Source organism: Pareuzebyella sediminis (assembly GCF_008367235.1).
Lineage (GTDB): Bacteria > Bacteroidota > Bacteroidia > Flavobacteriales > Flavobacteriaceae > Pareuzebyella > Pareuzebyella sediminis.
The window spans coordinates 745,787-759,083 of sequence record NZ_VTZS01000001.1; the positions used below are offsets into that span (position 1 = coordinate 745,787).

The window sequence follows — 13,297 nt, forward strand, 5'->3', positions numbered from 1 at the left end:
TAAATAAAAATAGTATACCATGAAATTTACAAGAAAGGCATCTGCACAGTGGAAAGGAGCTGGCAAAGATGGAAAAGGTTCCCTTACAACGGGAAGCCAAGTGCTGGATAGCACCCCTTATTCGTTCCATACCCGTTTTGAGGATGGTAAAAAGGGTACCAATCCAGAAGAGTTGATCGGTGCTGCCCATTCAGGATGTTTTGCCATGCAGCTGAGCTTTTTGCTAGGTGAAGAAGGTTACACTCCCAATACCCTCGATGTAGGGGCCACGGTCAGTTTTGAGGATGGCAGCGTTACCAAAATTCTTCTAGATCTTAAGGGAGACGTACCAGAAATCGATACGGACAAGTTTACCGAAATAGCACAAAAAGCAAAAGAGGTATGCCCCATTTCAAAATTGCTAAAAACGGATATCGAGCTAAACGTGAGTTTGGCCTAACCCTAAAATTAAGAAAATGAATACGACCCAACATAAGGCGTATGGCGCAAAAACAAAAGACGCCAATTTGGAACCGATGCAGATTGAACGTCGGGAACCTGGTTCCGATGACGTGAAAATTGAAATTTTGTATTGTGGTATTTGCCACAGTGATATCCATCAGGTGCGCAATGACTGGAAAAACTCAGTATATCCGGTAATTCCCGGCCATGAAATCATCGGTAAGGTAACCAATGTCGGTACTAATGTATCGCGATTCTCCGAGGGTGATTTGGTGGGTGTCGGTTGTATGGTCGATTCTTGTCAAGAATGTGATTCTTGCAAAAAAGATTTGGAACAATTTTGCGAAAATGGAGCGACTTTCACCTATAACAGTGAAGATAAGCATCTCGGAGGCCATACTTATGGGGGGTATTCAACGGGCGTGACCGTAAATCAGGATTTTGTGCTAAAGGTTCCGGAAAATCTTGACGCCAAGGCAACTGCACCACTACTTTGTGCCGGTATTACTACTTGGTCGCCCTTGAGCACTTGGAACGTCGGTAAAGGTGATAAAGTGGGAGTAGTGGGGCTCGGTGGCCTTGGCCACATGGGAATCAAGTTTGCCAATGCCCTGGGAGCCTATGTGGTTATGATAACCACTTCACCATCAAAAGCGGAGGATGCCAAACGACTAGGAGCCCACGAAGTGCTATTGAGCACCGATGAGGATGCGATGAAGTCTCATACGGGTACTTTTGACTTTATATTGAATACCGTTCCGGTCGGTCATGATATAAACCCTTACATCAATCTATTGAAAATAGATGCTACTATGGTCATGGTGGGTGCCGTAGAACCATTGGAAGCCGTAAATGGTGCAGGGCTGATTATGGGCCGTAAAAGAGTGGCCGGATCCTTAATAGGGGGTATTAAAGAAACGCAAGAGATGTTGGATTTTTGCGGGGAACACAATATTGTGTCCGATATCGAAATGGTCGATATGCAAGAGGCCAACAGCGCCTTTGAAAGGGTGGTAAATGCCGATGTAAAATATCGGTTCGTAATCGATATGGCCTCCTTAAAGAATTGATGCTAGCACAAAAAAACGAAGCTGCTTCATGTAGCGTTTTTTGGGTACTTTACGAAATCTACCTCTCTTAAGGATTTCCTAAACTCATTTTTATAACGCAGCAAGACCTCAACATAAGAGAAGTCCTATTTTTTTGGAAAATGTACCTCTACCTTATCATGCATGGTGTATAGTCGAAACTTAGTGCCATCGGGCACTAAAATCCCACTCGATCTATTTTCCTTCATGATAGGATTTTGTCCATATTTTTTCCAATGTACCAAGTCTTTGGAAGCGGCCACGTTGGTAGACCATTCATGCCAATCTTCAAACGCGGTGCCGTGATAATAGGCATAGTACCAACCGTTGTGTTTGACGATCTGATTTACGGCCAGTCCAAACTGGTCATAGGTTTCCGGGCCCATGGCAATAACCGGATCGTCTTGTACATTTGTCCAAACGTTAAGGTCTTTGGAAGTAGCCAACCAAATACCTAGATCATTTCTTTCATAAAATAAATACCAAACGTTATCTTCGAACCAAACGGTCGGAGTACCGTACGGACCTTCACTCAAAGGAGACCCGTCTGTCTTTCGGATGTCTAGCGAGCCATGGTCCGTCCAATGTATCTTATCCTTTGAGCTTAAACGATGGGCCACATCATTTTTTCCTTCGGCGAACATTTGATAGGTATCATCGACCTTCAGCACCATCATATCCTCTGTCCAGCTATCATTGAAAATCGGATTTTCGGCGTAACGCTTCCACGATATGCCATCCTGGGAAGTAGCATATCCCAAAGAAAGCGGGGTTCCATCCGGCTTTAGGCCTGTATACCACATAGAATAGGTGTCCCCTTCCTTTAAAATATACCCGCGTTCCCTTATTTTTTGATCCCATGTATCTTCACCGGTCCCTTGAAAGATAGGGTTGTCAGAATACGTATCAAAGGTAACCAGAGCATCAGGAAAAGGAACTGAATCGCGCTGAGCAGATAGTTCTGGGGGAGTGTCAATCGGGCCAACTTTCGTTTTAGCCTTTTCCTTACACGCGAAAAGGAATAGTACGATGAGACAAGTTAAGGGTACTTTCATTTGGTTATAAACTATGGTTTTAGACAGGAAAGATACTAAAGTCCATCGACAAATGAGATCCGTTTTCTTTTTTGTAGTATGGAGTAAGCCTAGATCGCAAATGCCATATCTCATCGTAAACCATCTAGCCACATTATAACGATGAGCGCAAAATGCTTTAGCGTTAATCATCTTTGAAATCAAAGCAAAAGGTTCTATATAAGATTATCATCTTTAAGGAAAGAAAAATAATCTATGGAACATAAAATCTTATTAAAAAAAATTGAGCTTGTTACCCATAACGTGCTTCATTTAGTCACCGAGAAGCCAAAGGATTATTCCTTTACTCCAGGACAGGCGACGGAACTATCCATCGATAAAGAAGGATTTCGTGAACAGAAGCGACCATTCACATTTACTAATCTTCCGACGGACAATGAATTGGAATTCACAATAAAGATGTATCCCTCCCATGATGGGGTCACTGAACAGCTGGGCCATCTTGAAGTGGGAGATACGCTATTGATCGGGGACGCATGGGGCGCTATTAAATACGAAGGTGAAGGTGCTTTTATTGCGGGAGGAGCTGGTATCACACCCTTCATTTCTATTTTGAAAGATTTGAATCGACAGGGCAACCTAAATGGACATACATTATTCTTTGCCAATAAAACGGAAAAGGATATCATCTACAAAAAAAATTTGGAAGCATGGCTCGGTGATGCGTTCCACAATATCTTATCTGAAGAGAACCATGAGACGTATCCCCATGGGTATATTGACAAAGAGTATTTGAATTCAAAAGGATTCAATACCTCTCAAAAAGTATATCTCTGCGGGCCACCGCCAATGATGGATGCCTTACAGTCGGAACTTTATGCCATGGACGTCTCTAAGAAGCAGCTTGTGGCCGAAGAATTATCCTAAAGGTCTGCACTTTTAGTATTCTTGCTCTATTCTTCCTTAAGGTTCGAATCCATCAAAATCCAGGTATTTGGGTCCAACATCACTTTTTCCGGTGCAAATTCAACTAGAAACTTATAGGTTTCCCTATCGTTTTCAAGCCTTACCTTTTGAATCATTTTCTGGTCTGCTTGTGTACCATACACCCCAATTTCCAAGGGCATGTTGAAAACACTTCCATCTTTTTGCACTTGTTTCAATTTTATTGAAATCTCCTTTTTCTTGGTATTGTAGTTCCATGTACCTTCTAGCTTCAAAGTACCAGGTCGGTACAACCACTGCTCAAAAAAAAGGCGTAGGTCCAAACCTGAAGCTGCCTCCATCTCCCTTCGAAAATCATCTGTAGTTGCATTTGCATTTTGATAGCGTTGATAATACGTTTGTATACCGTACCAAAAAGCCGCTGTTCCCATCACGCCACGGAGCATATGCAAGGCCCAACTACCTTTCTGGTAGGTCTGTACACTGACCACTTTCGACATATCCGCCAAGTTATCATGAACAATACGATAATCGGGGTGCTCCAAATAAAATTCGTCCACCGTCTTTTTACTTTTTGCAAGCCCCTCCAAAAAAGCATCCCGCCCATATTGATGTTCGATGAAGAGCAGGGTAAAGTACGTGGCAAAACCTTCACTTAGCCACACATCGTCCCAGTCGTATTCGGTGACAGCATTACCGAACCAATGATGGGCAATTTCATGAATGGCTACGTTGCGCCAACGTTCGTTGCGATCTCCCACTACCGCTTCGTCATCGTAAAGAATGGCCGTAGCCGCTTCCATGGCCCCACTCACACTGTTCGACTGAACGTTAGCCAGCTTTTCATAGCTAAAGGGACCGATACGGTCGTTGAAAAATTCGAGCACCGCTTTGGTCGGTTGGGCAAAATCATAGAAGCCTGCTTCGCGATCTTGGGGATAAACCCAGGTCTGAATAGACTTTCCTTCAAATTCATCTACATACTGCACGGCAAATTCTGCCACCCCTAATACATACAGCCAAGTTGCAATAGGCACGGACTGTTTCCAATGGGTCAGCCTACGACCTTGAGGGAGATTGGTTTCCTCTATTTTCAATCCATTTGAAACGACTTGATACCGTTCCGGAGCAGTTACAATGAATTCACAGGTTGCTTTATCATAGGGATGATCAATAGTTGCCATCCAATTACGACCTTTATTCGGCCAATTATCACTAAAGAAAGTGCGGTCGCCATATTTGTTGTTTCCAATATGTAGCCCCGTGGCGGGTATCCCTTGGTAAATAATGGTATAAGAGGTACGCTGATTTGTGATAGAAGGCGAAGGCAATCGAATGATAAGGGCATCGTTTTCGTGGGTAAATGATAGTACTTTTCCTTTAGAAGTTACCCCGGACACGATCATACCCTTATTTTCAAGTTTTTCAGTTGCCTTGACAAGGTCGAGACGGAGCGTATGAATACCTGCGGCTAAAAACTGAATATCGACCGTTTCTTCACAGTAGATTTCGTCTGTTGAATCGGAGAGCGCTATTCGAAAGGTATAGTTCAAGGCATCTATGTTGGGATTCTTTGGGTAATTATCGGTAATTGGGTTTCCGAAAACAGAAAATAATATCAAAAAGTTGGCAATAAAGGGAAGCCCGTATTTCATTGTCCTATTCTTTAGAAATTTAAAATGGTTTTACTATTTTTTAAAAGGCAACTCGACCGGAGGGCGAAATTCGATCACCCCTTTTTCCTGTATGGCATTTTCTACCGCCTTAATAGAAGAAGGTACGAAAGCGCTCAAGTTTTCCACCCCATCTTCGGTCACTAAGGCCACATCTTCAATACGGATATACAACCGTTCTTCAGGAATCCAAATCATAGGGTCAATGGTAAATACCATTCCAGGCCGAAGGGGCACGCCTCGTACGATACCCACATCGTGAACGGCCATCCCTACGGGATGCTGAAAATGTCCTCTAAATTCCAAACCTTCCCGTACTGCCTTTTGATGGGCCGGACGGGCAAAAGTCTTACCGACCAGATAGGCTTGCATGTCTTCAGCCGCCTTATCAAGAACCTCGTCAGACGTGACACCGGGTTTGACATGCCGAAAAAGGGCATCGCGATAGGCGACAATGTATTCATAAAGCGCTCGCTGTGAGGCATCGAATTGTCCGTTCACCGGCCAGATACGGGTTACGTCACTCGTATAGTATTTATAGTCGGGAGCATAGTCCATGAGCACCAAATCCCCATCTTTTAATACATCGGTCTTGTGAAAATAGTGCCCCATATAGGCATTAGTACCCCCACCGATTATGGAAGAATACCCATCGCCACGGGCACCGTTCAAGTGAAAGATATATTTAGCAGTGGCATCGAGTTGATATTCATATATACCGGGTTCGGTAGACCGCATGGCCTCGATAATACCCAGGCCTGCTATATCGGTAGCTTTTCGAATCAGGGCAATCTCCTCTTTGCTTTTAATCAAACGCATTTCGTCTAAAATAGGAGAGAGGTCCCGTATTTCGAACTGTGGGAACTGGTTCTTGATTTTTTCTACAAACCTAGACTCCCTAGTCGGACTACCGTCCCAAGGGTCGGCCATAGTACGGGCTTGCCCGTATAACAACTCATCGCGACTATCGTTACCGGTTTCAGCAGGTCCCAGAGGGGTGTAGAGCGTAGGAGCAGCCGATTTTATCAACCCGGTGCGCAGCAGATCGGCGGCCAAAAATTCGTAGCCCTTTACCCGATCGACTCCCGTAAGACGTTTCACCAAGTCTTCGTCTTCGGCCGATAGCACTTTACCCTGACCTGCTTCCCGTCCCTCATCACGATGCGGAAGATATAAGGTGACCTGTTCGTTCTTTCCGTTAAGTAGAAGGTAGGCATGGTCCGTTTCAAGACCTGTCAAGTAATACAGGGTATTCGACTGTCTGAATACACTAAAGCCAGAACGGCCGGCGGCCCCTTGTATAAGTGCCAAGGAATTATTGCCGATGCTCTTCAGAACATTTGCCCGACGTTCAACAAAATTTTCAACAGAAAAATCGGTCTGGTAATGATAGTCTTCCTGTGACCAGGAATTAGTGGTGGTGAACCACGTACATACCATTATAAATAGGATGACTTTAGGCATACGTATTGGTTTTGTGAATCAAATAAACGATAGGTGACGAATATAAATAAAAATAGAACTTCGGCACAGGGCCATTACAATCTATAAATGTATAATTGAGACAAAAAAAATCCTACAACCAAAGATTAAAGCATCAAACCCTTGAAAGAGTCCGTTTTAAATTGATTCCTACCAACCTTTGGCACGGTTAAAAGGGATATTTGCATAAAATGTGAATAATGGAAAATGTATTGATTGCCGGAGCAAACGGAACAACAGGAAGGAAAATAGTCCAACTTTTAAAAAATTCAAGGGATTACAATCCAGTAGCCATGGTGCGAAAGGAATCGCAAATGGAAAAGTTTGAGAAAGAAAATATAACGACGGTGCTCGGGGATTTGGAAAAAGATATTTCCCATACCGTTCAAAATATCGACAAAATTATATTTGCCGCTGGTTCTGGTGGGAAAAAGGTAATTAAAGTAGATCAAGAAGGCGCCAAGAAATTAATTGATGCCGCCAAGGATAGTTCGGTGAAAAAGTTTGTTATGCTCAGTTCGATGGGCGCGGATCAACCAGAAGAGGCCTCGGACTTGAAGGAATATTTAAAAGCAAAACATGAAGCGGATGAGTGGTTGAAATCTAGCGATCTATGTTATACCATTGTACGACCAGGTAGTTTGACCGATAACCAAGGAACAGGTAACATAAAACTTGCGCAATCACTTGGCCATTCAGGGTCAATAGCCCGAGAAGATGTCGCACAGACGTTGGTCGGAGCACTTCACGATGATATTGCAAACAAGCAGGTATTCGAAATAGTCGAGGGGGAAGTCGTTATCCGAAAAGCGTTGGAGACCATTTCCAAAAACCCCCGACCTCAAGCATAAGTTGGGAGTAAAGGTCAACCAACCTCTTAAAGATAAAACTATGCCCATCTATAGCACCGGATGACTTAAGAAAGTGTTCAAGCAACCCAAATAACAGGCAATTCCGTAACGAACCAATAGGCGTAAAACAGACCCAGAACTTAAAAAAAAGCACCTTGTTTCAAGGTGCTTTTTTTGTGTTGTGTAGTAAGTGCTATAGGAAATTAATCTTCCGTAATCATTATTGATTTGACGTTCACAAACTCCCTTAGGCCAAAGCCGCCATGTTCACGACCAAAACCGGAATCTTTAACACCTCCAAAGGGCATACTCGGATCGGCAAGGCCGAACGAGTTGATAAAGACCATTCCTGTATCGAAGTGTTTTTCGGCCATTTCCACCGCTTTATCCACATCTTTAGAAAATATGCCCCCTCCTAATCCGAAACGACTGTCATTCGCAATCCGCATAGCATCTTCGTTATCCTTCGCTTTTATCAACGAGGCGACAGGACCAAAAAGCTCATCATCATAAGCGGGTTGGCCTGAGGCCACTTGATCTAAAACAGTGGCGGGGTAAAAGTATCCATCACCTTGTGGAATTTCTCCTCCACATAGTAATCGGGCTCCATTTTCTATACTTTGTTGCACTTGGTCATGTAGTTTCTCTCTTAGATCTTCTCGTGCCATCGGACCTAATTCCGTCTTTTCGTCCTTTGGGTCACCAGTTCTAAGGGCTTTCATGGCCTTTACAAAGCCTTCTTTGAATTCATCATATACAGCGTCGGTGACAATAAAGCGTTTTGCCGCGATACAGGTCTCCCCATTGTTATAGATACGCCCCTGAACACAGGTACTGACGGCCAAATCAATATCGGCATCTTCCAAAACCAGATAAGCATCATTGCTTCCAAGTTCCAAGACTGTCTTCTTGAGTTCTGCACCCGCCTTTTCACCGATTACGGCTCCAGCCTTAGGGCTACCGGTTAAGGTTACGCCCCGAACTAAATTGTGCTTGATCACCGCATCGGATTGATCGTGCGTTATGACGAGTACGTTGAAAAGACCGCTAGGTAACCCTGCTGTATCAAAAATAAAGCGCAAAAGCTTGGCCGTTCCCGTCACATTACCGGCATGTTTGAGCAATACACTATTTCCCGCCATAAGATTGGCAATAGTATACCGAATGACCTGATAGGCCGGGTAATTCCACGGTTGAATTCCATAAATAACGCCTATGGGCGCATAACTAATAATACCTTTTCCGCCATTCACAAGTTCGCGTTCTTCGTTTTTCAGCACTTCAGGCGCTTTTTTAACCGTATAATCACAAATTGCCGTACAAAGATCTATTTCCTGTTCACTTTGCTTGAGCAGTTTTCCCATTTCATCGGTCATCATTTCGGCCAAATCGGACTTATAGTTTTGGAGTTCCTTTCCAATAGCCGAGATCACTTTACCTCGCTCCTCTATGGATTTGTTCTTCCAGTGTAGAAAGGCGTCGTGTGATTGGTGAATAGTTTGTTCCAATTCTTTATCGCCCAAACATGGATAAGTTGATAGTGTATTGCCCGTCGTGGGGTTTATGGTAGTAATCGTTTCTTCTTGTGTTGTAGTAGCCATTTTTTAAATAAAATTAAGAATGTTATTATTGCTGTTCGCTAGGTACGAGGTAGACATCATTGATGTTTACACGATCAGGTTGTACCAAGGCATAATAAATAGCATTGGCGATATCCTCAGATTCCAAAGTCTCCATCTCAAGCATTTTTTGCATCATATCCTTGATATCTTCATCGGTAATGGTGTCCGTAAGATTGGTCGCTACCGCCCCGGGCTCTATGGAAGTTACATTGATACCATACTTAGGGGCCAGTTCTTGTCTGAGACCCTCGGAAAACATTTTCACAGCGGCTTTTGTAGCACAGTACACGGCTCCACCTGGAAAATATCGATGTGCTGCCATGGAGGAGATATTGATGATATGACCTCTTTTTTTTGTCTTCATCTGCGGTAGAACGGCTGCTACTCCATGGAGTACGCCTTTGAGGTTGACATCAACCATTTGCTCCCATTCGTCGGTCTTGAGTTTCTCGATAAAGGAAAGAGGCATTAAACCGGCATTGTTGATCAATACGTCAATAGTTCCGAAGGCTTCCACCACTTTCGACACCGCGTTGTCGAAATCTTTCTTCTTGGTTACGTCGCAAGGGATGGCCAAGGCGGTACCGCCCTCACTTTCAATTTCTTCTTTTAGATTTTTCAGTTTCTCTTCGCTACGGGCCATCAGCACCGTTACGGCTCCCTTAAAGGCCAACTTTTTCGCCGCCGCTTTGCCTATACCGCTCGAGGCGCCGGTAATCAGTATTACTTTATTCTCTAGATTCATTTTTATATTTTTTTACGTTTCACCCTAACATAATTGATTTTGATGTAGGTCTTTGACTACATCATTAAAAGTATTAGCCTAATAGATATCATATCTTGAACATCTTCCTTATAATTTCCGATGGTGGGCTCGTAAAAACCTGATAGTCAAATCCCTGAATTTTTCAGGATTATATGAGTCCTTCGCTAGTTTTTTCGTTCAATAGCATTACTAAGTGTAATTTCTGAGATATCGCTGCGTTGTATATAAACCTAAATCCAAACCTATGAAAGCCTACAAGCTCTTTATTTTAATGGTCCTCGTACCCCTCGCACAATATGCACAAGTAGAAGTCAAATGGAACAAGGCACTACCTACTGATATCTTATGGCAAGAGGTCACCGCCCTTGGCAATTTGATCGTAAGTTCCCAGGAGGGGCTAATGGGTGTCGATACCGAGACAGGAACCATCAGTTGGACCCATCGAAACCTTGGAAATTTAGACAGGCTCTCTTTTGAAGAATTACCTAATAGTCCGTTTTTTACAATGACGGCCGAACGTAGTTTGCACATGATCGATCAGTTCAGCGGTAAGGAAGTGTTCAACTCGGCCAAGGCGGGACTCCAAGAAATTTCCAGCTATTATCTACTCTACGATTCCGATGCCATTCTGGTAGCCGGAACCGACCCAAACGGAGAGCCTTTAATGGTCTCGGTGACCATGTCGGACGGCACTCAAGCATGGTCAATGAAAGAAGAATTTGGCCGTATCGTTACCGCAACTGAATTGGGAAATAACGAATTATTGATCGTAACCTTGTTCAATAACTATAAGCTAAACGCAGACTCAGGTGAAATCATTTGGAAGAATACCAATTCCAAAGAGGCCGATCAGTTGAACAATATGGGAAAGTTCGGTGCTCTGCTAAAGAAGGCTGCAGAGAATATGTCACAAGATATGGATATTCAACTACAGTACTACAAGCCCGAAGCAAGTGATGTTTTCTATCTGGGATCACAGCAGGAACGTCAGTCAGGGTTCACTTCCTCATCAGGCGAAATGGTAAATTACACCAATAACTACAACGCTTACCACAGTAAAGATGGCAGCTTGGTGTGGGACGAAGAATTAGTCGTCAACGGTGCCCTAGGACATGTTGCCTTTTTAGACAAAGGTATACTGGTCTTGCCGGATGACGGTAATCGTACCAAGATTAACCTTTTCGATTATCGTACGCGCAAAGGCCTTTGGGGTAAAAAAGGACGTGGCATCGCGATCAAGGGAGGTATTTATGACTATTTGGATTCAGGAGATGGTATCCTATTGGTATCCCGTACCAATAACAACGATTTCCTAAATTTCCTAGATCCGATGGCTGGGACAATTACTTTTGACAAACCGGTGAAAGTTGACGGTACCGTGGTCGGCATCGTTCCACTTGAAGAATCCGTATTATACATTACCACGGAATCGATGAACATTTTGGACACCTCCACAGGTACGCTAAAGTGGAAAAAGAGTATCCGGACGAGCCCAGAGCTAACCGCCGAAAATCATGGTAAAATTTATGCTTTTGACAATTCCTCGGGCTTGATAAAAGTAATCGATAGAGCCACCGAACAGGTGAACGACTTAACAACAACCGCATTAAAATTCGAGGGTAAGGAAAGTCCCAAACGCTTGGAAATCATGAATGATGGTATTTTTGTGCATTCCGATCAAAACGTAGCCAAATACACATTCGATGGTGCGTTGAGCTTTCAAAAATACTATGCTGCACCACGTGAACCCGGTTGGAAAAGGGCATTGTTATACGCCTCTTCTGTGAGAGCGGCCTATGTCGGTGCCTCCTCTTACTATATATCAGGGGCCATGCGAGCCGCAGAAGGTGAGGTTCGTCAAGAAAACGAAGTGGCCGGTGAGCTCGTTTATCAAGTAGGAAATGCCTATAATGAATTGGGCAACGTCGCCTCAAGTTATGCGATACATGCCTTTAAACAGGCAAGCGCCCGTATGAAGGCGACGAAAGCCGGTAGGGATTTTATGTTCATCATGTCCAAAAAAGAGAAAGATGTGGTACTCCTAAAAATAAGCAAACTGAATGGCGAGATTGAAGGGGAAATCAACTTGGGCAAAGATCGTGAACCCATCTATGCCTTAGATGATATTACCGGACAAGTATATTACCGGAATACCGATACGGAACTGACATCGTATCAGGCCCGTTAAAATATCGGAAACCGATTTTTAAGATAGCTAGGCCATGATTTTAATGCTCATGGCTTTTTTTTGTCTTCAAGAGAGGCCCGCTGCCATTCGTCGAATAGTTAGAAATAGGGGTAGGGTATCTCCTTGCTCTACTGTTATAAGCACAAGAATCCCTTGTAATTGGGGAATTGCAACTAATAATGATTAAATCTTAACCTATGAAATTCAACATTTTTGGAAGTTTTCTTTTAGCATGTAGCTTTTTGTTTATAGGCTGTTCCGATGGCGATGACAGTTACAGTGAATATGGACGCCTTAGGGTTCAATTAACGGACGCCCCGTTTCCACATGATCTGGTAGCAGAGGCCAATGTGACCATTTTTAAAATCGATGCCCGGCATAAGGCAGGTGTAGAAATGGAGGATGCTGCGTCAGACGGCGAAGCGATGACCGAGAAATCCGAACTAGAACCTTTCGAAGTACTCATGGAAGAGGAAGTACCCGTAAATCTTTTGGATTTAACCAACGGCGTAACAAAAACTTTAGTCGATAGCAATGTACCTGTAGGTACGTACGATTTGATCCGTGTTCATGTGAAAGGTATCAATGTCGTGATGAAAGATGGTACCGCCTTTAATCTGGATGTTCCCAGTGGGGCCCAATCAGGAATAAAAATATTCATGGAACCGGTACTCACTGTCAGTGGTGGCCTGACTGCCGATCTTTTGCTTGATTTTGACGTCAGTAAGTCTTTTGTGGCCAAGTCAGATGGGTTTAATTTTAAACCGGTCATAAAGGCAAGCAATTTATCAACAGCGGGTACGCTCATGGGTATAATCACAACGACTGAAGAAGAAGTAATGCTAGGGGTCGAAGGAGCTCAGATAGCTGTATTCAAAGATGGTGAAGTGCAAACCACTACTTTTTCTGGCGAAGAAGGAGGCTATATGGTCATGGGACTCGAAGAAGGAAGCTATACCGTAATTATCGAAAAGGAGGGGTATACCATGCAAAGTATGGAGTTCGTGGAAATCGAAGCCGCCAACAAAACCGTGCAGGATTTTGAACTTACCCCTCAGCAATAAATTGTTCTGTAAATTATAAAAAAGCGGGAAGTGGCTCCCGCTTTTTTTATGACCAAGACTGTCGCTAATTAATTTGATTTTATTAAAAACGTTAGCCCAAAGCCATAGCAAGCTATATCGCATTCCGGGAAATCAGCTTGGCG

The 13,297-nt window shown here is 43.5% G+C and carries 11 protein-coding genes; 6 read left to right on the forward strand and 5 right to left on the reverse strand.

Going from position 1 to position 13,297, the window contains the following annotated elements; all coding sequences use genetic code 11:
* Positions 1 to 19 precede the first annotated feature (19 nt).
* The gene (locus F2B13_RS02980) at positions 20 to 439 is read left to right on the forward strand and encodes an OsmC family protein (RefSeq protein WP_149303119.1); all 420 of its coding nucleotides are present in this window, start codon (positions 20 to 22) and stop codon (positions 437 to 439) included.
* A gap of 16 nt (positions 440 to 455) precedes the next feature.
* Positions 456 to 1,511 carry an NAD(P)-dependent alcohol dehydrogenase gene (locus F2B13_RS02985; RefSeq protein ID WP_149303121.1) on the forward strand — a complete coding sequence of 352 codons (1,056 nt, stop codon included), beginning with the start codon at positions 456 to 458 and terminating at the stop codon, positions 1,509 to 1,511.
* A gap of 125 nt (positions 1,512 to 1,636) precedes the next feature.
* Here the strand turns inward: F2B13_RS02985 and F2B13_RS02990 are convergent, their stop codons facing one another.
* Positions 1,637 to 2,584, reverse strand: coding sequence for a glycoside hydrolase family protein (locus tag F2B13_RS02990; protein WP_149303123.1), 948 nt, complete (start codon positions 2,582 to 2,584; stop codon positions 1,637 to 1,639).
* A gap of 234 nt (positions 2,585 to 2,818) precedes the next feature.
* Between F2B13_RS02990 and F2B13_RS02995 the strand changes: the two genes are divergently transcribed.
* Complete coding sequence (locus F2B13_RS02995; RefSeq protein WP_149303125.1) at positions 2,819 to 3,490, forward strand: ferredoxin reductase domain-containing protein; 672 nt, start codon at positions 2,819 to 2,821, stop codon at positions 3,488 to 3,490.
* A gap of 26 nt (positions 3,491 to 3,516) precedes the next feature.
* On the opposite strand, the gene F2B13_RS03000 is transcribed toward F2B13_RS02995, so the two are convergent.
* Entirely contained in the window at positions 3,517 to 5,163 is a 1,647-nt protein-coding gene (locus tag F2B13_RS03000; RefSeq protein ID WP_149303127.1) for a M1 family metallopeptidase, read from the reverse strand.
* A gap of 33 nt (positions 5,164 to 5,196) precedes the next feature.
* The gene (locus tag F2B13_RS03005) at positions 5,197 to 6,645 is read right to left on the reverse strand and encodes a M24 family metallopeptidase (protein WP_149303129.1); all 1,449 of its coding nucleotides are present in this window, start codon (positions 6,643 to 6,645) and stop codon (positions 5,197 to 5,199) included.
* Positions 6,646 to 6,863: 218 nt separating this feature from the next.
* Between F2B13_RS03005 and F2B13_RS03010 the strand changes: the two genes are divergently transcribed.
* Positions 6,864 to 7,514, forward strand: coding sequence for an SDR family oxidoreductase (locus F2B13_RS03010; RefSeq protein ID WP_149303130.1), 651 nt, complete (start codon positions 6,864 to 6,866; stop codon positions 7,512 to 7,514).
* Positions 7,515 to 7,717: 203 nt separating this feature from the next.
* Here the strand turns inward: F2B13_RS03010 and F2B13_RS03015 are convergent, their stop codons facing one another.
* Both F2B13_RS03015 and F2B13_RS03020 read right to left on the reverse strand, forming a co-directional pair.
* Positions 7,718 to 9,115, reverse strand: a complete 1,398-nt coding sequence (locus tag F2B13_RS03015; protein WP_149303132.1) for an NAD-dependent succinate-semialdehyde dehydrogenase — start codon at positions 9,113 to 9,115, stop codon at positions 7,718 to 7,720.
* 25 nt (positions 9,116 to 9,140) lie between these two features.
* Positions 9,141 to 9,881, reverse strand: a complete 741-nt coding sequence (locus F2B13_RS03020) for an SDR family oxidoreductase (RefSeq protein WP_149303134.1) — start codon at positions 9,879 to 9,881, stop codon at positions 9,141 to 9,143.
* Between the two features lie 265 nt (positions 9,882 to 10,146).
* Between F2B13_RS03020 and F2B13_RS03025 the strand changes: the two genes are divergently transcribed.
* Together F2B13_RS03025 and F2B13_RS03030 are read left to right on the forward strand one after the other, a co-directional pair.
* Positions 10,147 to 12,090 carry a PQQ-binding-like beta-propeller repeat protein gene (locus tag F2B13_RS03025; protein ID WP_149303136.1) on the forward strand — a complete coding sequence of 648 codons (1,944 nt, stop codon included), beginning with the start codon at positions 10,147 to 10,149 and terminating at the stop codon, positions 12,088 to 12,090.
* A 197-nt stretch (positions 12,091 to 12,287) separates the two neighbouring features.
* Positions 12,288 to 13,154 carry a DUF4382 domain-containing protein gene (locus F2B13_RS03030; protein ID WP_149303138.1) on the forward strand — a complete coding sequence of 289 codons (867 nt, stop codon included), beginning with the start codon at positions 12,288 to 12,290 and terminating at the stop codon, positions 13,152 to 13,154.
* Positions 13,155 to 13,297 lie beyond the last annotated feature (143 nt).

Coding starts and splice junctions, on each gene's coding strand:
- F2B13_RS02980 (WP_149303119.1), top strand. CDS start 20: ATGAAATTTACAAGAAAGGCATCTGCACAGTGGAAAGGAGCTGGCAAA.
- F2B13_RS03020 (WP_149303134.1), bottom strand. CDS start 9,881: ATGAATCTAGAGAATAAAGTAATACTGATTACCGGCGCCTCGAGCGGT.
- F2B13_RS03010 (WP_149303130.1), top strand. CDS start 6,864: ATGGAAAATGTATTGATTGCCGGAGCAAACGGAACAACAGGAAGGAAA.
- F2B13_RS03005 (WP_149303129.1), bottom strand. CDS start 6,645: ATGCCTAAAGTCATCCTATTTATAATGGTATGTACGTGGTTCACCACC.
- F2B13_RS03000 (WP_149303127.1), bottom strand. CDS start 5,163: ATGAAATACGGGCTTCCCTTTATTGCCAACTTTTTGATATTATTTTCT.
- F2B13_RS03025 (WP_149303136.1), top strand. CDS start 10,147: ATGAAAGCCTACAAGCTCTTTATTTTAATGGTCCTCGTACCCCTCGCA.
- F2B13_RS03030 (WP_149303138.1), top strand. CDS start 12,288: ATGAAATTCAACATTTTTGGAAGTTTTCTTTTAGCATGTAGCTTTTTG.
- F2B13_RS03015 (WP_149303132.1), bottom strand. CDS start 9,115: ATGGCTACTACAACACAAGAAGAAACGATTACTACCATAAACCCCACG.
- F2B13_RS02995 (WP_149303125.1), top strand. CDS start 2,819: ATGGAACATAAAATCTTATTAAAAAAAATTGAGCTTGTTACCCATAAC.
- F2B13_RS02990 (WP_149303123.1), bottom strand. CDS start 2,584: ATGAAAGTACCCTTAACTTGTCTCATCGTACTATTCCTTTTCGCGTGT.
- F2B13_RS02985 (WP_149303121.1), top strand. CDS start 456: ATGAATACGACCCAACATAAGGCGTATGGCGCAAAAACAAAAGACGCC.